General features: G+C 48.9%; 16 protein-coding genes. 8 read left to right on the top strand and 8 right to left on the bottom strand.

Going from position 1 to position 20,909, the window contains the following annotated elements:
• Nucleotides 1–152: 152 nt before the first annotated feature.
• From VIN66_RS09230 to VIN66_RS09215, 4 genes are all read left to right on the top strand, one after another.
• On the top strand, nt 153–713 hold the full coding sequence (locus VIN66_RS09230) for a sugar O-acetyltransferase (protein ID WP_331923709.1): 561 nt from the start codon (nt 153–155) through the stop codon (nt 711–713).
• 33 nt (nt 714–746) lie between these two features.
• Nucleotides 747–1,259, top strand: coding sequence for a GNAT family N-acetyltransferase (locus VIN66_RS09225; protein ID WP_331923708.1), 513 nt, complete (start codon nt 747–749; stop codon nt 1,257–1,259).
• 107 nt (nt 1,260–1,366) lie between these two features.
• The gene (locus VIN66_RS09220; RefSeq protein WP_331923707.1) at nt 1,367–1,681 is read left to right on the top strand and encodes a hypothetical protein; all 315 of its coding nucleotides are present in this window, start codon (nt 1,367–1,369) and stop codon (nt 1,679–1,681) included.
• A gap of 105 nt (nt 1,682–1,786) precedes the next feature.
• Nucleotides 1,787–2,587 carry a hypothetical protein gene (locus VIN66_RS09215; protein WP_331923706.1) on the top strand — a complete coding sequence of 267 codons (801 nt, stop codon included), beginning with the start codon at nt 1,787–1,789 and terminating at the stop codon, nt 2,585–2,587.
• 26 nt (nt 2,588–2,613) lie between these two features.
• Here the strand turns inward: VIN66_RS09215 and VIN66_RS09210 are convergent, their stop codons facing one another.
• The 5 genes from VIN66_RS09210 to VIN66_RS09190 form a co-directional block, all read right to left on the bottom strand.
• Nucleotides 2,614–3,279, bottom strand: coding sequence for an exonuclease domain-containing protein (locus VIN66_RS09210; RefSeq protein ID WP_331923705.1), 666 nt, complete (start codon nt 3,277–3,279; stop codon nt 2,614–2,616).
• A complete protein-coding gene (locus VIN66_RS09205) occupies nt 3,279–5,102 on the bottom strand; it encodes a DUF294 nucleotidyltransferase-like domain-containing protein (protein ID WP_331923704.1) in 1,824 nt (607 codons plus the stop codon). Before VIN66_RS09205 ends, VIN66_RS09210 begins: the two co-directional genes overlap by 1 nt.
• A gap of 39 nt (nt 5,103–5,141) precedes the next feature.
• Nucleotides 5,142–5,660: a hypothetical protein gene (locus VIN66_RS09200; RefSeq protein ID WP_331923703.1), complete on the bottom strand. Its 519-nt coding sequence runs from the start codon at nt 5,658–5,660 to the stop codon at nt 5,142–5,144.
• A gap of 92 nt (nt 5,661–5,752) precedes the next feature.
• A complete protein-coding gene (locus tag VIN66_RS09195; protein ID WP_331923702.1) occupies nt 5,753–7,522 on the bottom strand; it encodes a sodium:solute symporter family protein in 1,770 nt (589 codons plus the stop codon).
• Nucleotides 7,523–7,529: 7 nt separating this feature from the next.
• Nucleotides 7,530–7,793 (bottom strand): DUF4212 domain-containing protein, encoded by a 264-nt coding sequence (locus VIN66_RS09190; protein ID WP_134054540.1) that lies wholly within the window; start codon nt 7,791–7,793, stop codon nt 7,530–7,532.
• Between the two features lie 161 nt (nt 7,794–7,954).
• Between VIN66_RS09190 and VIN66_RS09185 the strand changes: the two genes are divergently transcribed.
• Nucleotides 7,955–11,500 (top strand): PAS domain-containing hybrid sensor histidine kinase/response regulator, encoded by a 3,546-nt coding sequence (locus VIN66_RS09185; RefSeq protein ID WP_331923701.1) that lies wholly within the window; start codon nt 7,955–7,957, stop codon nt 11,498–11,500.
• A gap of 7 nt (nt 11,501–11,507) precedes the next feature.
• On the opposite strand, the gene VIN66_RS09180 is transcribed toward VIN66_RS09185, so the two are convergent.
• Nucleotides 11,508–12,185 carry a response regulator transcription factor gene (locus VIN66_RS09180; RefSeq protein ID WP_331923700.1) on the bottom strand — a complete coding sequence of 226 codons (678 nt, stop codon included), beginning with the start codon at nt 12,183–12,185 and terminating at the stop codon, nt 11,508–11,510.
• A 107-nt stretch (nt 12,186–12,292) separates the two neighbouring features.
• Nucleotides 12,293–14,257 carry an acetate--CoA ligase gene (gene acs / locus VIN66_RS09175; protein ID WP_331923699.1) on the bottom strand — a complete coding sequence of 655 codons (1,965 nt, stop codon included), beginning with the start codon at nt 14,255–14,257 and terminating at the stop codon, nt 12,293–12,295.
• Nucleotides 14,258–14,499: 242 nt separating this feature from the next.
• On the opposite strand from acs, the gene VIN66_RS09170 reads away from it, so the two are divergent.
• Nucleotides 14,500–15,651, top strand: coding sequence for a DcaP family trimeric outer membrane transporter (locus tag VIN66_RS09170; protein ID WP_331923698.1), 1,152 nt, complete (start codon nt 14,500–14,502; stop codon nt 15,649–15,651).
• Between the two features lie 68 nt (nt 15,652–15,719).
• On the opposite strand, the gene rne is transcribed toward VIN66_RS09170, so the two are convergent.
• Entirely contained in the window at nt 15,720–18,791 is a 3,072-nt protein-coding gene (rne, locus tag VIN66_RS09165; protein ID WP_331923697.1) for a ribonuclease E, read from the bottom strand.
• A gap of 503 nt (nt 18,792–19,294) precedes the next feature.
• On the opposite strand from rne, the gene rluC reads away from it, so the two are divergent.
• Nucleotides 19,295–20,248, top strand: a complete 954-nt coding sequence (rluC, locus tag VIN66_RS09160; protein WP_331923696.1) for a 23S rRNA pseudouridine(955/2504/2580) synthase RluC — start codon at nt 19,295–19,297, stop codon at nt 20,246–20,248.
• A 4-nt stretch (nt 20,249–20,252) separates the two neighbouring features.
• The gene (locus VIN66_RS09155; protein WP_331923695.1) at nt 20,253–20,903 is read left to right on the top strand and encodes an HAD-IA family hydrolase; all 651 of its coding nucleotides are present in this window, start codon (nt 20,253–20,255) and stop codon (nt 20,901–20,903) included.
• Nucleotides 20,904–20,909 lie beyond the last annotated feature (6 nt).

The raw sequence follows: 20,909 nt of genomic DNA, 5'->3' as shown, positions 1-20,909 counted from the left end.
ATGCTGAACTCTTAGCAGATAAAACAGAAAAAAATTAAACGTCAGCACCATTATTACCAGCACAGCAGGCAATAATGGTATGTTTAAATACGACAGGTTTGTCAATATCATGCTGTTATGGTGTTTCTGCTATCCCAACATAAGACATTGCAATGCAAACAGAAAAAGAAAAAATGTTATCCGGTCAGTGGTATAACCCTTTGGATAAAGAATTAAGCGCTGAGCGCTTTGCTGCGCGAAAATTACAACATCAGTTTAACCAAAGCCCGCCAGAAGAAGAGACACAGCGCAGGGCGCTGTTGCAGCAATGGTTGCCGAACACCGGTAAACACTTTTATGTTGAACCGCCGTTTTACTGTGATTATGGCTACAACATTAAAACCGGTTCTAAGGTGTTTTTTAACTTTAACTGCGTGGTTTTGGATGTTGCGCTGGTATCTATCGGTAACAATGTGTTCTTTGGGCCAGCAGTGCAAATTTACACGGTGAATCACCCGCTAGAAGCTAAAGCGCGTAACAGCCTAATAGAGCAGGCAAAGCCAATCACAATTGCAGACGATGTCTGGATTGGTGGCGGCGCTGTGCTGTTGCCGGGTATCACCATAGGTAAAGGTAGTGTCATTGCCGCAGGTAGCGTGGTAACGAAAGATATACCTGCAGGTGTTGTGGCTGGTGGCAACCCTTGCCGGATAATTAAACCTGTATCTGGCTAGTCATTTGATAGCACAAATAAACAAGTGTAAGTCATGTCGATAAATATCCGTTTAATCAGTAAGCATGATCTCAGCGCCATTGTAACCATTCAGGACACTTGCTATGGCAACGAGCTATTTGAAGACGCCAGCCTTATTCAACGGCGTTTACTCTCGCAGCCAGACAGCTGCTGGCTGGCAGAAAGCAGCTCGGGCGAAGTGCTGGCATACCTGTTCAGTTACCCGTCATGCGATAAGCAGGTTGCCGCGCTTGGCAGCGAATTTTCCCGTTATACCCAGGCAGAACTCCTGTACTTGCATGATATGGCCGTAAGTCAGAATGCCAGAGGTCTTGGTTTGGCTTCACGCTTATTGAACTGTGCTGAGCTGTATGCAATGCAGCTAGGACTCAGCCGGCTGGCATTAGTCGCCGTGCAAGGTTCGGTACCATACTGGCAAAAACAGGGTTTTGTCGTAGTCAGCCTTTGCGATACTGCTGCGCTTCAGGCGTTGGCCAGTTATACCGGACAGGATGCCAGGTATATGCAGAAATCTTTAGTCGGCTGACGCCGTCTTATGTAATGTAAATTAATTGAAAATACAGTTTGTGTATGTTGTTTTCTTGAGTGCCATATCATTATACTCAGTGCAAACTAGGTGCAGGGAGTATTAAGATGAATCGGTTTCTGACAGTAACAGCAGTGTTGATGTTTTCAGCTCAGGCAGCTGCATGTGGTTTTCGGTTGGATGATGGCAAGTTGCTGCGTTGTGGCATGAAACGGGTCGATGTCATGGCGCTGGCCGGAGAACCTTTGTCAAAAGACGTTGATACACTGGGAATAGATACCGGTGAACCGGTAAAAGGTGAAACAACTGAAACCTGGTCTTACCGTTTACAGGGTGATATCGGTGGTGAGTATCTGGTTTCCCTGACACTCAAAGCGGGTAAAGTGGTTGCAATCAGCAGCAAACAGCTTGAACGTATTTAATATGTTACACAATTTCTATTGTTTCTTTTTTGTGTCGCTAGTCTGACGTTTTTTCCGTCAATACTGTTTCAAAAAGCTAAATAATTCATCCTGAGGTGTGTGCAAATGCATCAATTTTACAAGAACAGTATTGGACTGGTTTCACTGTTGCTAGCTGGGTGTAGTGGTGGAAATACTTCTGATGAGCGGACTCCGTCTACTGTCGATAATCTGCCGCCGGTAACTGGCAATCTGATAATACCAGACAACCGGTATCTTGATGGTTATCAGGTACTGTTGGTTGGTAATAGTCATGTTACCGCTAATGACCTTGCACAGGTTCTGCGAGGAATGCTTGTAAAAGGGACGGGGAAGCCAGTGACTTCTGTGGTAGCACCGGGTTGGCGTTATCTTGACGAACGTCTGACTGACGGCGTTACACGAAGTACATTACAGGGGAATGACTGGAGTCATGTTATTTGGCAGGCGCAGAAATATTCCACGACAGGTCTGTATTCCTATCCTACTGATGCGTCGGAACATTGGATTGCGAGCAGTAAACAACTCGGTGCAACACCTATTCTGTTTCCAGAGCATCCGCGTCAAGGAAATGTTGAGGAAGGGATGCGGGTTTATCTTTTGCATAAAGGTATAGCAAGCAGGGAAGCTAGTTGCGTTGCGCCTGTCGGCCCGGCCTGGGATGCTGCTATAGCTGCGATGCCTCAGGTTGCAATGCACTCAGATGGTAATCATGCATCCATTGAGGGCACCTTTCTAACTGCGTTGCTATTTTATCAGGTCATCAGCGGTGAGGTCTCAGAGAGTTTACCTTATATGCCAGAAATTAAGGTTGCAGAGCAGCATCAGGCTGTTCTCAGGCAGATTGCATCAGAGGCTATACAGCAATATAGCGACTGTGAATATTAGTAGTGCTAGTTAAACTTTACACTTGGCTAGCGTGACAGCAAATACAGATCACTTAACGTCATTTTGCTGCCGCCAAGTTTCAACTGACTTAGTAACAATAAAGCGCAGCTGTATGCATCTTCCAACGCATGATGATTTGTCATCTCGGGTAGGTTATGCCGGTTAAGGCAGCTGGGTAATTTAAGCGCATCATGTTTTACTACTTTTCCTTGCCGTAACAACCGCTGCCACTCCATCTTCATGGTATCAATGAACTTAAAGCGCGGCGCTTTACCAAAACAGCGCTCACAGGCGATACGCAGGAATTGCTCGTCCAACTGGCTGTGATGTGCGACAAATACGTAGCCGGCATATTCGCTCAGTAATTCTGTCAGCACCTGAGATAGCTCTTTACCGTTCGCCAGTTGATAATCATGTAAGCCGTGGTAAACCGCGCTTTGCCCTACACTGATGGGGCTGCAGATCAGGTAGTGCCGGGCTTCAGATAGCACGATTTCTTCTGCTCTTACCGGAACCCAGCCAATACTGACTATATGGTCTTTACGCGGGTTAAGGCCGGTAAGCTCTAAATCCAGCGCCAGGAAATCTACTTGCTGTACTGCAGTGGACGAGGCGGGGAAAGGTGTTTGGCTAAACCGGGCAACGACTTCGCTTAATGCAGCACTTTTACGCAATAACCAGTTGAAAATCATCACATGTCCCGACAGAAGCGATGTTTAAGACGGCTTTGCGCTTCATTTATGACTGCAAAGCCGTCTTTTAACTGGTGCCGGGCCAGGCCGGATACATCCATAGGGTCGAGCAGGTTCGTCACGTCATGGCCTTGTTGCAAATCCTGCAGATGTTTTTCCCAGCGCAAATGCGCCAGTAAATCAAACGCATCGATAATATTCTGACTGTCTTTGCTGTCTATCACGCCTTGTGCTGCCAGCTGCTGTAAGCGCCTGCGGGTATTAACATCATTAATACCTGCGGACAGCGCATATACCCTGGCCAGGTCGGTCAGTAAACTGATACCACGCTTTTTCAAATCGAGACCTTTCTTATGTTTACCATCCTGTTCCAGAATAAAATTCTTGAATAATCCCAGCGGAGCTGTGCGCTGCAGTGCAGCTTGGGCCAAATGGTATAAGAATAGCGGCGCTTCAGCGGTGCGTTGCAGGATATCTTGCTGTAGAGCATTAAAAAGCCCTTTGCTGCCGTCAATGACCCTGAGATCAAAAAATATGCTGGCTTTGAGCAGTGCTTCCGGTGTGGGTGTCGCTATCCAGCGGGCAAAACGGCCAGACCAGCCTTTTAAACTCAGCCGCAGTTCCGGGTTGGTTGCCATAATATTGCCCGGACACAGCGGGATACCGCAGCGGGCTAAACCCTGGCAGACAAAGTCGGCCAGGGCAGAAAAATAATCTGCTACAGCACCGCTGGGCTCTTTCTCCAGCAGCAAGGCGTTATCCTGATCGGCATTTAAGCTTTGATCCATTCTGGCCTGAGAGCCAAACGCCAGCCAACTGAATACACATGGGGCTTCGCCCAGTTGCTGCTGCGCCAGATAGATAAGACGCTGCGTAAGGGCATCGGTAATAGTGGTAATGACATGGCCGGCTTCATGTGCCGGTACCTGTTGTTTATGCAAGGTGATGGCTAAAGCCGGCAGTTGCTGACTGCAGCGCTCAAGGCCGTCAATTGACGCTTGGCGGTGTATTTCGCCAATCAGATACACCGGATGATCCTGCTGGCTCCGCATAATATCGGTTGCGCTTAACATGCCGTAACAGACGCCTTGCTCCATTACCGGCAAGTGATGGATGTTGTACTGGCTCATTTGCTGTACGGCTTCGTATAAAAAGGCATGGCGATCAATTACGTGAGGTTGGCGCGTCATGATCTGGCCGACTTGAGTGCTGGCCGTCAAGGCATGAGCAAGTACGCGGTGGCGTAAATCCCTGTCGGTGACAATACCGACCAGTTTGTCTTGCTCTTCTACCAGTAGCGACGATACCCTGCTATCCGACATCTGCCGGGCTGCGTCCTGTACTGTCTGCTCTGGCCGGATGGTAACTTTACGTTGTTGTACGATATCACTTATTTTTAACGTGAAACGACCTTGCTGACGCTCCTGATACTGGTGTAAGCGGCGGCTGAACAAGCGCTGAAAGAAAATATCGATATTCTTGTACTGATAGCGGCAGCGGTGAAACGCCTCGGCATCCAGGTAATACAGCAGTCCATCTTCATCACAAACCAGGGTGTCGTTGTCAGAGAGTCCGGTCAGTAATTGCTGGTAACCATAAAAATCACCTGGCTGTAGTTTAGTCAGTAATTGTTGCTGATCGCTGTAAAGTGAGAAAATGCCAGTACGGATAATCATCAAGCGCTCTGTCTGCACAGATACTTTTTCCTGGGCCTGGCAGTAACATACTTTGATATGGGCAGATAGTGGTGCCAGAACCGCATTGCTCAGCTGGTTAAAAGGTGTAATTTGTGCAAGAAATTGAGTAACGTCAGCGACTTCCATCTTAGCTCCGGGTAAGCCGAACAGGTTGTTTAATAGGTGTTAACTGGCACACACTGCGCTGATTAATGCATCATCTTTATTGAGCTTCTGCCATTGCTCGCTGAGTTTGGCGCCGGCATCAGGGATCTGTAGCTGTGCGCTAAAATCTGCCCTGGCAAACTGACCGCAGTGCAGCACGACAGGAACGCGCCTGGCAGTGGCTCTGCGTTCAAAGAAATACAGATCGACAAGTTTTAATTCAGAATTTTGCTTATTGACTGAAGCGTTGGCGACATCTGCCGCAATAAACCTTAACGTTTGTGGATATAAATAGCTCCAGGGGCGCCATACAGCCTGCTGTTCTACGGTTTTTACTACCACTACACCGGAAGGCAATCGTGAAGCCTGATGCGGGTACCAGCTGTATTCACTATGTACCTGAAATGCCAGCATCGCTGCACCGGCAAACACCGGGATGATCCAACGGGGCGCGCGTTGGCGGGTGACTTTACGCAGTAGCAAGGCAATACCTGCGGCACCCAGTCCGGCAAATACTGTCGCAACAAATTCCCAAAACATAATGTCTTCCTGAAAAGGACGGGCTTTCACCAGGAAAGCCCGTTTTATTGTTGTCATATTGCTTTGTATATAAAGCAATTTATCTCAGGTTACTAGTGGCCTGTTGCAGCACCTGCACCCTTAGGATAACGCACACTCTCAACCAGATTCTGGATATGAGCTGGAGGAGCTTCAGTGGCTGATGATACCGCGAAGGCGACGATAAAGTTAATCAGAGCACCTACGGCACCGAATGACAGTGGAGAAATCCCCAGCAGCCAGTTTGCCTGTACGTTTTCAAAAGTGTTGGTACCTGGAATAAAGAACCAGCCCAGGAACAGGAAGATATAAATAACAGTCGATAACAGACCTGCCAGCATGCCGGCGATGGCACCTTTGTTATTTACCCGTTTTGAGAAGATCCCCATCATCAGTGCCGGGAAGATAGATGCCGCGGCAATACCAAATGCCAGTGCAACTACCTGAGCTGCAAACCCGGGCGGATTCATCCCCAGCCAGGTGGCTACGACTATCGCCACTGCCATTGAAATCCGTGCAGCAAGCAGCTCGCCTTTTTCACTGATACTCGGATTGATTGAGCCTTTGATCAGGTCATGACTCACCGCAGAGGATATCGCCAGCAACAAACCGGCTGCTGTTGATAACGCTGCAGCTAAACCACCAGCAGCAATCAAACCAATAACCCAACCTGGTAAGTTAGCAATTTCAGGGTTAGCCAGTACCAGAATATCGTTATTTACAGTCAGCTCGTTGCCATTCCAGCCGCGTTCTTCTGCAACTTGCTTGAAGCTGTCTGATTTGTCGTTATACAGCTGAATACGACCATCACTGTTTTTGTCTTCAAACTTAATTAAGCCGGTTTGTTCCCAGTTTTTAATCCAATCCGGACGCTGCGCATACTCAATCGCATTGGCCGTTTCGCCAGCAGGATAAATTGTGGTTAACAGGTTTAACCGGGCCATTGATGCAACGGCTGGTGCAGTTAAATACAGCAGGGCAATAAATACCAGTGCCCAGCCAGCAGACCAGCGTGCGTCTGATACCTTAGGTACGGTAAAGAAGCGGATGATAACGTGCGGCAAACCCGCAGTACCAATCATCAATGACAGGGTAAACAGCACCATATTCAGTTTATTTGATACATCAGCGGTGTAGTCTACGAAGCCAAGGTCACGAACAATCATATCCAGCTTCTGCAATAACGGCATACCAGATTCCACGTGATCTGAGAATAAACCCAGTGGTGGTAGGAAGTTACCTGTTAACTGCAGTGAAATGAATACAGCAGGAATAGTATACGCAATAATCAGTACCACATACTGTGCAACCTGAGTATAGGTAATACCTTTCATCCCACCCATTACAGCGTAAAGAAATACCACGACACCGGCAATAATAAGCCCGGTATCACTTTCTACTTCCAGGAAGCGCGAGAAGGCAACTCCTGCGCCGGTCATCTGGCCGATTACGTAGGTAACCGAAGCGATGATAAGGCAGGCAACGGCAACAAAACGCGCATTCTTACTGTAGAAGCGGTCACCGATAAACTCTGGTACAGTAAATTTACCAAACTTGCGCAGGTACGGTGCCAGTAACATCGCAAGCAACACGTAACCACCAGTCCAGCCCATCAGATAAGTTGAGTTAGCATAGCCACCGGCAGCGATTAAACCTGCCATCGAAATAAACGACGCAGCAGACATCCAGTCAGCCGCGGTAGCCATACCGTTCATTACCGGGTTTACACCGCCACCGGCAACATAAAACTCTTTGGTTGACCCGGCGCGGGCCCAGATTGCAATAGCAATATAGAGCGCGAACGAGCCGCCAACGAAAATAAGATTAATTGCAAATTGACTCATGACGGGTCTACTCCTCGTGCAGGTCAAATTCTTTATCGAGCTTATTCATTCTCCAGGCATAGAAGAAGATTAACGCGATAAAGGTTAAAATGGACCCCTGTTGAGCGAACCAGAAGCCAAGGTCTGTGCCGCCTACACTGATCCCAGACAGCAGAGGACGCAGTAAAATCCCCCCACCATAAGATACCAGTGCCCAAACGATGAGGCTGCCAACGATCAGACGAAGATTCGCTGACCAGTAAGCCGCCGCGTTGCGATCGTGCTCTGTCATTATTACACTCCTTTCCTTTGTTATTTTTATCTCGCAAAGTTAATCTAGCAGTAGTTAACACAAGTGAAAGCCCGACTTTAGTCGAAGCTGGTGTCAGGTTAATTGACTTGCGCTGTGCCTTGAGCCAAAAGTAAGCCAGATAATAATAACGGGAGAGCGCAGTGGCCGCTTGGGTAGTTGCCTTATTGGCATTGTTGTACGTCGGTGGTTTGTTTCTTATTGCCAACTGGGGTGAAAGGCACGCTGATGACAAACTAATACGAAAGTATGGGGGGCTGATTTACAGCCTGGCTCTGGCGGTGTACTGCACATCCTGGACTTATTATGGTGCGGTTGGCACTGCGGTTACCCGCGGCTGGGACTATATACCGATCTATCTGGGCCCGGCGTTACTGTTTATATTTGCTCAGCCATTTTTATTCAAACTGCTGTATGTCGCCAAAAAGCAAAATGTCACCTCGGTAGCCGATTTTATCTCGTCGCGCTATGGCAAACGTAAAAACATTGCTTTGCTGGCATCTCTGGTATGTCTGGTGGTAGTGGTTCCTTATATCGCGTTGCAGCTCAAAGCTGTTTCCAGTTCGTATCAGGTATTGCTGGGCGGTGATTTTAGTGACGAAACGGCCAATTGGTGGCAAGACAGCGCCTTTTTAAGTGCACTGGCAATGGCATTCTTTGCAATTTTGTTCGGTACGCGCAAGCTGCATCTGACTGAGCAAAGCCGTGGTGTTATGGTGGCTATCGCTTTTGAGTCGGTGGTTAAACTGTTTGCCCTGATGACACTTGGTCTTGCAGTCTATGTGTTTGTGCTGGGTGAAAGTTCAGACGTTTTGCAGCGTTTTGCTGAGCATGCTATGACGCAGCAGCAGAACAATGAATTTGGTGTGCTGGAGTTTATTACCAAAACCGTATTGGCAATGGTTGCAGTATTTCTGCTACCGCGACAGTTCCATGTTGCTTTTGTTGAGAATGTCTCACACCATCATCTGCGCCACGCACGGCGCTGGTTTTCACTATATTTGTTTCTGGTTACAGTGGTAGTGATCCCAATTGCTATTGGCGGTATGCAGCTGTTTCCACAAGCACTTAATTCTGCCGATAGTTTTGTTCTGCTGATCCCGGCTCAATCAGGTTGGAATACCTTAAGCGTGCTGGTGTTTATTGGCGGCTTCTCTGCCGCAACGTCAATGATCATTATCGCTACCCTGGCGCTGTCTACGATGATCAGTAACGATGTGGTGATGCCAAGCTTGCTGCGAAGCAGCAAACGTCAGGGCTTGCCACATGATTACAGCCTGCTTATTTTGCTGGTACGCCGTAGCATGGTTATTCTGGTTATGGCGCTATCTTACTTATACTACCGGGGTTTTGCCCGTAATTATGAGCTGGCCGAAACCGGTTTGCTGGCGTTCGCTTTAATTATTCAACTGGCACCGGCGGTGGTTGGTGGTTTGTACTGGCGCCGCGGCAATGCCTGGGGCGTTTATCTGGGCATGAGCACTGGTTTTGTGCTGTGGTTTTATACGCTGATGTTACCGCAGCTGGTCAGCACCGGGGCAATTAACAGTGACATTATGCAAACAGGCCTGTTTGGCTGGCAGGCATTGGTACCGACGGCATTATTCGGGGCAGAACTGGATAGCTTAAGCCATGGGGTGATTTTTTCGTTAGGCTTTAACCTGCTGTTTTACATTCTTGGATCTTTGCTGACACAGGTCAGCCTGCAGGACAGGCTGCAGGCAGTTGCCTTTGTAAAACCTAATTTACCGGTCAATCATCAGGATACGCCAGCGCGCCGTATCCGCATCCGTAATACAGATTTAAAGATATTGCTGGAGCGCTTTGTCGGGGCGAACCGTGCCAGCGAATGTTTGCAGGAGTATGGTAAGCGGCAACACGTTGGTTTACAGCTGGACGACTTACCCAGCATTGGTTTGGTAGAACATGTTGAGCGGGAGCTGGCCGGTGTGATCGGTGCTTCGTCAGCGTCGGCGATGGTCAATGCGGTGCTGGAAGGACGTCAGCTTGGTTTTGAAGATGTGGTGACACTGTTTGACGATACCACTCAGGCCATCCAGTTTTCGCGCAAAATTCTGTTTTCCACGCTTGAACATTTAAGCCAGGGCGTCAGTGTAGTCGATCGGGAACTGAAGTTAGTGGCCTGGAACCGCGCATATCTGGAGATGTTTGATTACCCCGAAGCCATGGTACGGGTAGGCCGGCCAATAGCCGATATCGTCCGCTTCAATGCTGAGCGTGGTTTATGCGGGCCGGGTAGCGCCGATGAACATGTCGAAAAACGTATCGGTCATATGCAAAATGGCACGGCTCACGTGTTTCAGCGGGTAAGGCCTGATGGCAAGGTAATTGAAATGCGCGGTAATCCGATCCCGGGCGGCGGTTTTGTCACCAGCTTTACCGATATTTCTGATCATGTCAGGGCCGTGCAGGGGTTAGCAGAAGCCAAACAGCATCTGGAGGATAGAGTACAAGAGCGCACCCAAACTATTTCCGAGATAAACCATGAGTTATTGTCAGAGGTAAAAAGACGGCGCGAAACTGAGCAGCAGCTGCTGCAGGCCAAAGCTGAAGCAGAAGTGGCGAATGCGTCGAAAACCCGCTTTCTGGCTTTGGCCAGCCACGACATTCTGCAACCACTGAATGCCGCACGCTTATTTACCGCCGCATTGGCCGGCAGTAAAGATACCCAGCAGCAACAGCATATTGTTGGTCAACTGGACAACTCGTTAAAAGCGTCGGAAGAGCTGATTTCTACCTTGTTGGAAATCGCTAAGCTTGACGATGGCAAACTGTCACCGGATGTTCAGACTGTGCCGTTAAAAGAGTTACTGTCGCAATTAGCTGATGAGTTTGGCCTGCTGGCAAAACAGAAGGGGCTGCGTTTGGTCGTGCGTGAAGCAGATTATCAGGTGCAGACTGACCCGACATACTTGCGGCGCATATTACAGAATATGCTGTCCAACGCCATTAAATACACTAAACAGGGGCGTATTTTACTGGGTGCCCGTAAACGGGGTAATCAATTGTTAATCCAGGTCTGGGATAGCGGGCCAGGCATAGCAGAACCAGATTTGCAGCGAATTTTTGAAGATTTTTACCGTATTGATGCGACATCAAAAGGCCAGCAGGGTGTAGGACTAGGTTTGGGTGTGGTTAACCGGATGGCGAAGTTGCTTGGCCATCGGCTGAAAGTGGCATCCTGGCCGGGTAAAGGCAGCATGTTCAGCATTGAACTGCCGCTGGTTGCGCGTCCACAGCGTCAGGAGTTGCCGTTGCCAAGTAGTGCAGTGCAGCGCCCGGTATTCGGTCTGTCGGTGGTTTGCGTCGATGATGACGCGGCGAATTTATCAGCACTGTCGGTATTGTTACAACAGTGGCAAATAGAAGATGTTGTTTGCTTTTATGATGAGGAAAGTTTGCTGGAGTATGCCAGTAAGCATAGCCCGCCTGATGCTTTGCTTATTGACTATCAGCTTGGGCAGCATCTGAATGGCCTGCAACTATATGAGAAGATCAAGCTGAAATGGGGCAGTGTGAATGGCATCCTGGTGTCGGCATCACCTGAAGCGGGCTTAGCGATGAAAGCAAAACAGCACGGGTTAATGTTTCTGGCTAAACCGATAAAGCCAGCAGCGCTAAGAGCAAGCCTGAATCATTTAAAAATGCTCAAACGCTCTGCCGAATAGGTATTGCTTATTGCTGCGCCATGGCTTTGTTTACCGGTGGTTCCAGCGTAAGTCTTTGGGCCTGAATAACTACCTGGGTCCGGTTAGTGACACCTAATTTGCGAAAGATTGCCGTGATATGCGCCTTTACCGTTGCTTCGGAAATATGCAGGTCATAGGCAATTTGCTTGTTTAACCAGCCTTCAGTCAGGTAGTACAGAACTTTGTATTGCTGATGTGTCAGCTGGGCTACTTTGGCGGCCAGATCTAAATCTTCCTCTGCCTCAGAGCTGTGATGCTCCAGCACCAATTTTTTCAGCGCCGCCGGTACCCATAATTCGCCTTCCATTACCGCATTAAGCGCCGCGCTGATATCGGCGGGGTTGGCAGACTTGGGTACATAGGCCGACGCACCAAAAGCCATGACCCGACGGATAACGTCCAGTTCTTCACTGGCTGAAATGACAACTATTGGCAGGGTCGGAAAGCTTTTACGCAACTGAATAAGCCCAAGAAAACCGCAGTTGCCGGGCATATGCAAATCCAGCAACAACAGATCGGTATCGGGGTGTTCCTCCAGCGCCGTACAGGTACTGTCGAAACTGTCCGTTTCAATAGTAGCTTTAGTGGCAAAAGTGCTACTGATGGCATTTATCAGCGCATTGCGAAACAATGGGTGGTCGTCTGCGACGATCAGTTTTGCCATCTTAGTCTCCGGCGAGGTAGTGTTGTAATTATTATAATAAAGGCCGCTTGTGCGGCCTTTATACTGCTGTCAGGAGAGGTGTGTCAAGTTAACATGATAAGCTGAGGTTATTTCCGGTTTAACCTGTTGTTCACCAGTGTTTCAACTACTGATGGATCGGCCAGCGTAGAAATATCACCTAACTGATCATGCTCATTGGCGGCAATTTTACGCAGGATCCTACGCATAATTTTGCCGGAGCGGGTTTTCGGCAGGCCCGTCGGCGCCCATTGGATCAGATCCGGCGTTGCGATGGGCGATATCTCTTCACGCACCCAGTCTCTCAGTGCTTTGGTTAACTCGGCACTTGGCTCTATACCCACACGTGGCGTGACATAAACATAAATACCCTGACCTTTAATGTCGTGCGGGTAGCCAACGACAGCCGCTTCGGCAACTGCATCGTGTGCAACCAGACAGCTTTCAATTTCAGCTGTGCCCAAACGGTGACCGGAAATATTCAGTACATCATCAACACGACCGGTTAGCCAGTAGTAACCGTCGGCATCACGTTTAGCACCATCGCCGGTAAAATACAGGCCAGGGTAGGTACTGAAGTACGTCTGCTCAAAGCGCTCGTGGTCGCCGTAAACAGTACGCATCTGACCAGGCCAGCTGTCTTTTATCACGAGATTGCCTTCACATTCGCCGTACAATTCTTTGCCCTCGTTATCCACTATGGCTGGTTGTACACCAAAGAACGGACGGGTGGCCGAACCGGGTTTTAACTCTGTGCAACCTGGCAGCGGGGTGATCAGAATACCGCCTGTCTCGGTTTGCCACCAGGTATCAACAATAGGGCAGTTACCTTTACCGAATTTGTCGTGGTACCAGTTCCACGCTTCGGGGTTAATCGGCTCACCGACACTGCCAAGCGTGCGTAGCGAAGCCAGGTTGCAACCTTCAACCGGCGCATCGCCGTGTGCCATTAATGCGCGTATAGCAGTGGGGGCGGTGTACAGAATGTTAACTTTATACTTATCAACTATCTGAGCCATCCGCTTCACACTGGGATAATTTGGTACGCCCTCGAACAGTACGCTGCTGGCGCCATTAGCCAATGGACCATAAACAATATAGGTATGCCCGGTAACCCAGCCGATATCAGCTGCACACCAATATATGTCACCGTCATGGTAATCAAATACATATTGGTGTGTCATTGAAGCCCACACCATGTAGCCGCCTGTAGTATGCAACACACCTTTAGGCTTGCCGGTAGAACCAGAGGTATACAGAATAAACAGTGGATCTTCTGCATTCATTGGCTCAGCAGGGCAGTCGCTGCTTTGCTTACTCAGTAATTCGTGATACCAAACATCGCGGCCATCTTTGCCGGCATTCATATCAACGTTTTTACCAACATGCTTAACAACGATGACATTCTGCACCGGCGAATCAGCGCCAAGGTGTGCCAGCGCCATATCGGTATTGTCTTTCAGGTTTGTAACGCGACTACCGCGCAGCGCCTGATCGGCAGTAATCACCAGCTTTGAATCACAATCTACAATACGGCTACCGAGCGCGTCAGGCGAGAAGCCGGCAAATACCACCGAATGCACTGCACCGATGCGGGCGCATGCCAGCAGTGCTACAGTCGCCTCCGGGATCATCGGCAAGTAAATGGTTACCCGGTCACCTTTTTTAATGCCGAGTGATTTCATACCGTTGGCTAACTGACATACCTGTTGATGTAACTGAGCGTAGGTTACCGACTTTTGTACATCAGGTGAGTCGCCTTCCCAGTAGTAAGCAACTTGATCTGCGCGTTCTGGTAAATGCCGGTCCAGACAGTTGTAGCTGGCGTTAAGTACGCCGTCGCTAAACCAGTTGATACCAACCTTGCCACTTTCAAAGCTCGTGCTTTTTACTTTGCTGAATTCAGTAAACCAGTGCAGACGTTTACCATGTTCCGCCCAAAAGGTATCTGGTGAGCTGACAGATTGCTGATACATCTGCATATATTGCTCGTTGGTCAGAAGTGAGCGTTTTGCTGCACTGGCGGGTACCGGATAAACTGATGGATGTGACATAACTTCCCCTGTGAGATCTGCTTGATTTTATACTGCAGTCTTTCTATCTAAGCCGCGTGGCAATTGGAATTAGACCTTAGTCTAGCCAATGTCGGTTGGTACTGCTAGCAATGGTAAAGCAAATGTAATGCTGCTGATAAATAATCAATTTGCGACTAAAGGCTAATTGCAGTCAGCGCAGCTGTGAACCACAGTTGATGCGCAAAATAACCATTAAAAGAACAAAGTTGGAGAGACGGCATATGAAAAAAATAACAACAGTATCCTATCTGGCATCCTGTATAGCGCTTGCTGCTGGCGGTGTTCAGGCTGCAGGGTTTGATATCGGCGGTACTAATGTTACCTTCGGCGGTTACGTAAAACTCGATGCTATGGTCACCGATGCTGACGGCGATATGGCATCACTGGGGCGGGAGTTTTATGTGCCATCGTTAACACCGATCGGTGGCGACAGCACGACACGTTTTGACATGCATGCACGTCAGTCCCGTTTTTTCTTTTCTACGGCAACTGAACTTGATGATGGCAGCAAAATTACCGGTCATCTTGAGTTTGACTTTATGACCAGCAACAATGGTAACGATCAGCGCACGACTAATGGTTACAGCCCGGTAATGCGGCACGCTTTTATTAAGTACAAAAACTGGACTCTGGGTCAAACCTGGTCGAACTTTATGGACGTTGCATCGTTACCTGATACGCTGGATTTCGTTGGTAACCCAGACGCGGCTGTTTTTATCCGCCAGGCTCAGGTGCGTTACACTCACGGCAATTTTGCGTTTGCCGTTGAGAACCCTGAATCTACGGTAACACCTTTTGGTGGTGGTCCTCGCATGACCACCGACGACAATGCAACACCTGATTTCACTGCCAGCTACAGCCTGAAAACTGACTGGGGTTTTGTTAAGGTGGCCGGTTTAGTTCGCCAAATCGCGATTGATGATGGCACTTTTGACGATGAAGTGACGTCATATGGTTTGTCAGTAAGTACCAAAGTTGATTTCTCTAATAAAGATGATTTACGCGTGACGTTCAACACCGGTAAAGGCCTTGGTCGTTACGTAGGCTTAAATACAGTTAACGGTGCCGTGCTGGATACAAATGGCAACCTTGAGACAATCGATGTTACTGCATTCTCTGTTGCATACCGCCACTTGTGGAATGACCAATGGCGCTCAACTTTCCTGTATTCAACATTGATGGCAGATAATGATACAGCGCTGACCGGTGTAGGCGTGACGAAAACAACACAGAGTTACAGTGCTAACTTATTGTACCAGGCATCTAAAAAGCTGATGGTTGGTATCGAATATAAGTTTGCCAACCGCGAAGTGGAATCAGGCCTTGACGGCGATATGAACCGTATTCAGTTCAGTGCCAAATACGATTTCTGATAAATCCAAACCAATAAAAAAGCCAGACTGTTGTCTGGCTTTTTTATTTCAACTTAACCTAAAGCAGCTTATTCATCTGCTTTAGGTTTGGTCATTGGTGCAGACACTACCTGACGGGCAAATGCTGAACCAGCTGGGCGCTGAGAACTGGCAACTGTCGGGCGCTCTGCTACTGGCATCGCTGCCGGTGCTGGCGTTTCTTCAACTGTTGTTGCAGCTGTTTCAGGTTTAGTCATTGTTGCTACAACCATCTGTGCATAGCGCCCGCCAGCAGGTTTTGCTGCAGTAGCTTTCGTTTCTGCAACCACCGGGGCTGCTGCTTCAGTTTTTGCAACTGGCGCAGGTTCAGCTTTTACTGTATCAGCGGTATCGTCAGACGCTTGAGCAACAGAGGGCTGCTCTTCGGCCATTTCTGCAGCTGTATCAGCAGTCGCAGTGTCAGTTTCCGCGTTGCTGCTTTGTGTCTTTTTCGCAGCAGGCTTACGGCGTGCACGTGGTTTTGGCTTATCGCTTTCAGCCTGTACTGGCGCGGCGTCGACATCGGCTGCTTCAGCGTCACTGCTCGTTTGCGCCGGCTCAACGACTTCGGCAGTTTTATCATCAGCTACGACAATGGCTGCATCAGCTTTTTCGCCGGAGTTAACTGCAGGTTCATCAGTTGCAGGCTCCTGAGCGACTGCTGGCACATTATCAGCTGCATCGACAGTTTCTGAAGTAATGTCACTTACTTCTGCAGTATCGTTCTGATCCTGATCTTTCTTACGCTTCTGGCCGGCAGCGCGCAGGTGACGTGGCGAGCGGCGGTTACGGCTGCGAGGCTCGCTGGCTTCCTGTTCGGCATTAGCGGCAGCTTGCTCAGATGTTTCTGTCACAGTTTCTGCAGTCGCCTCAGTAACGACAAGCGTTTCTGATACAGCGACGTTTTCTGTCGCTGCGGCAGGCGCTGTGGTTACCGTAACATCAGCTGCAGCATCTGCTGCGGCAAGCTTAGTTGCAGTTGGTGTCACCACGGCAACACCATCTGCAGACTTCAGCGCGGCATTGTTAACCGAGGCCACGGCTGTACTCTCTGTAGCGACAGGTTTATCCATCCGTACAGACTTACGCATGTTGCGGCGCTGGCGGCGCTCGGCAACACGCTGCGGTGCACTGCCTTCGTCCAGCTCTTTGGCAACAGGTGCTTTTTCAGCAGGCTTTTTCTGCTCTTGCTGAACTCGTGGTGCACGTTGTTCCTGCTGCTTTTGCGGACGCTCTGGCTTGGTATGCGTTGTCTCGTCTTTTGCCTGAGCAACAGGGGCGCTGCGCTCTTCGCCGTCATTGCGTCGGCGCTGTTTGTTACGGCGACGGTTGTTATCACGACCGGCATCACGGTTGTTTTCGCGGTTGCCATTGCGCGGGCCACGCTCTGGAGCTTTTGCGGGCTTTTTCGTTTCGCTCTTTTCTTCTGCCGGAGCAAATAACTTACCAAACCAATTGCCGATAGCTGCCAGTAAACCCGGTGATTGTTCTGCAGGTTTTTCTGCTTTTGCCGCTGGGCGCGGGGTAGCATCTGCAATGTTTATCGCCGAAATTGCCGGCTTTTCTTTAACTGCATCCGACACCGGCTGATACAGGTTACCTGTCAGTTCCGGCGCCTTAACCATGTTGTAACTGACATCATCAATTTCTTCGTCGATACGAATACGGATAACTTCGTGGTTAGGCGTTTCCATGTGTTCGTTTGGAATAACATACACACGGATACCGTGGCGTGTTTCAATGCGGCGCACCGCATCGCGCTTTTCATTCATCAGATAAGTCGCCACAGATACCGGTACCTGAGCATGGATCTGGCTGGTGTTATCTTTAATCGATTCTTCTTCGATTAAGCGCAGAATAGATAATGCTGATGACTCGGTGCTGCGGATAGTGCCGCGGCCATGACAGCGCGGGCAAACATGCGTTGCGGATTCACCCAGTGACGGCCGCAGACGCTGACGTGACATTTCCAGCAGACCAAAGCGTGATATACGGCCAATCTGTACCCGGGCACGATCGTGTTTTACCGCATCTTTTAGACGATTTTCTACTTCGCGCTGATGGCGTACCGGCGTCATATCGATAAAGTCGATAACGATTAAGCCACCCAGGTCGCGCAGGCGTAACTGACGGGCAATCTCATCTGCTGCTTCCAGGTTAGTATTAAAGGCTGTCTCTTCGATATCACCGCCTTTGGTCGCTTTTGACGAGTTGATGTCAATAGCGGTCAGGGCTTCCGTGCTGTCGATAACAATTGAACCGCCTGACGGCAGCCGCACTTCACGACGGAACGCTGATTCAATCTGGGTTTCAATCTGGAAGTGCATAAACAGTGGCACTTCACCCTGATATAACTTAACACGGTGCGCAAAGTCCGGGCGGAACTGTTGAATATAGACTTTTGCTTCTTCAAAGATGCGTGGGTTGTCGATGAGGATTTCACCGACATCACGGCGCAGATAATCGCGGATAGCACGAAATACTACGTTGCTTTCCTGATGGATTAAAAAGGGTGCCGCGCGCTTCTGCGCTTCTTCAGTAATGGCAGACCAGTGCTTTAACAGTGCTTTTAAATCATAATCCAGCTCTTCATATGACTTACCAACACCTGCTGTACGGACAATTAACCCCATACCATCCGGCATTTCCAACTGGCCCAGAGAGTCTTTCAGCTCCTGGCGCTCGTCGCCTTCAATACGGCGTGAAATGCCGCCAGCACGAGGGTTGTTTGGCATCAGTACCAGATAAGATCCGGCCAGACTGATAAAAGTCGTTAACGCTGCGCCTTTTTGGCCGCGCTCTTCTTTATCAATCTGAATGATAACTTCCTGACCTTCTTTAACGACTTCTTTGATATTAGGACGACCGTCAAAGCTGTAACCGGCAGGGAAGTATTCGCGGGAGATTTCTTTCAGAGGTAAAAAGCCGTGGCGCTCGGCACCGTAATCAACAAAGGCGGCTTCTAAGCTGGGTTCAACCCGGGTGATTTTACCTTTGTAGATGTTGGCTTTCTTCTGTTCATGGCCCGGGCTTTCAATATCCAGGTCATATAATTTCTGGCCATCGACCAGCGCAACGCGGATTTCTTCTTCCTGCGTGGCGTTAATTAACATTCTTTTCATCGTTAGTGACTCGCATTTTGCAGCCACAACGCAGCCCAAAGGGCACTTGCGTGTTCAGACGTAATCAAACACTAGTAGGTGCAGTCTCACGACTGGAAATGTCTGAAGAAACCAAATTGTCACTGCGCTTGCCGTTATTGCCGACACCGCCCAATGTATGCTGTTTTCGTTTTTGGATCTGAAACACACCGCCTTGCGGCGCTGCGTTATAGCAATAATCTTTATTGCTCTGGTTGACCGGAATTCATGTTTTGCCGCTATTGATAATAAATTACGCAGCATTATCTCAGGCAAATGGCATTTGTTTTACGCCTGGGGTATAAAAACGTTGGTTTTCACCACGATTTCGGTATGATCTGTTCCCCAGACGCTGCCGCACAAATTCTCTTACGTCACTTTGAGCGCCCTAATTGCCAGTTTTGGCAGAATTAGCTCTGGGATTATCCCACTAATAAGCAGCCGATAGCAACTGAAATCTAATATTAGCAGAGTATTCAAAACCCATGACCGACGAAATCAAGTTACCTGTGCAAATAATTGAAATAGAACCTGATTTTATCGGTCAGCGTATAGATAATTTTCTGCTGGCACGGCTCAAAGGCGTACCAAAAAGTGTTATTTATCGTGTTTTACGAAAAGGCGAGGTGCGAGTGAACAAAAAACGCATCAAACCTGAATACAAGCTGCAACAGGATGACGTTGTACGGATCCCGCCATTAACCGTAGCTGCCGAAGGGGAAGCGGTCTCCACTAAATTGTCGATGGTTAAGGGGCTGGAGCAACATATCTTATTTGAAGATAATGACTTGATTGTATTGAATAAACCATCAGGTATGGCAGTGCATGGCGGCAGTGGCTTGCAGTTTGGTGTGATAGAGGCACTGCGTGCGCTGCGGCCACTGGCTAAGCATTTAGAGCTGGTGCATCGCCTGGACAGAGATACGTCTGGTTGTTTATTGATAGCAAAAAAACGTTCAGTGCTAACGCATTTGCATGAGCAACTGCGTAATAAAACCGTAGAGAAAAAGTACTGGGCGTTAGTGGCCGGCGATTGGGATAATAAAGTGCGTAAAGTCACTGAGCCGCTTAAGAAAAATACACTGCAATCAGGTGAAAGGGTTGTACGTGTAGACGAGGCCGAAGGAAAACCGTCGGAAACCCGTTTCAGGATTTTACAGCGCTACCAACAAGGTACGCTGGTAGAAGCATTTCCGGTTACCGGCAGAACGCATCAGATCAGGGTTCATACGGCGTGCAAAGGTCACCCAATAGCTTGTGATGACAAGTATGGTGATAACACCTTTACCGCTCAGATGCAGCAAATAGGTTTACATCGCTTATTTTTGCATGCCAAAACCTTAAGTTTTATACATCCGAACACTGAAACAACGATGCGTGTTGAAGCTCCGCTGGACAGCGCGCTTGAGCAAGCGCTAAACAAATTAACGAGAAAATAGACGTATGGCAGAAAACAGTGTGTCCTTAGTGATATTTGACTGGGATGGTACCGTAATGGATTCAGTCGGGCGCATTGTCTCATCAATGCGGGCTGCTGCACTCAAGTCAGAGCTGACGGTACCCACTGAGTTTGCTGTTAAGCAGATCATTGGGTTAAGTCTTGACCCGGCTTTTGATATGTTGTTTCCGGGGGTAGAAGAGGCGAAACGTCAGCAGTTGTTTGCGCATTATCGCGATCACTATGTATTACATGATACGACACCAACGCCGCTGTTTTTTGGCGTTGAACAGGTGTTGCAGCAATTAAAAGACAACAACATCAAGCTGGCAGTTGCGACGGGGAAACAGCGCAGAGGTCTGGCGCGTATGTTTGCTGAAACCGGGCTGCAGAAGTATTTTGATATCAGTCGCTGCGCCGACGAAGCGCAGTCGAAACCTCACCCTGATATGCTGCAACAAATCCTGCGTGAGCTGGATATGGCGCCAGAGCAAGCGGTGATGGTAGGGGATACCAGCCATGATATGAAAATGGCACAAGCGATCAATATGCCAAGAGTTGGTGTCACGCATGGTGTACACGGCAGAGAGGTGTTAAGCCAGTACGCACCCAAGGCGATAATCGATACTATGCCGGAATTGCTGCATGTACTATAAGTGCAG

It is taken from the genome of Rheinheimera sp. (assembly GCF_036568245.1).
Classification (GTDB): Bacteria; Pseudomonadota; Gammaproteobacteria; order Enterobacterales; family Alteromonadaceae; genus Alishewanella.
Note: the sequence above shows the minus strand (reverse complement) of the source record. Positions and strands in the feature narration are given on the sequence as shown.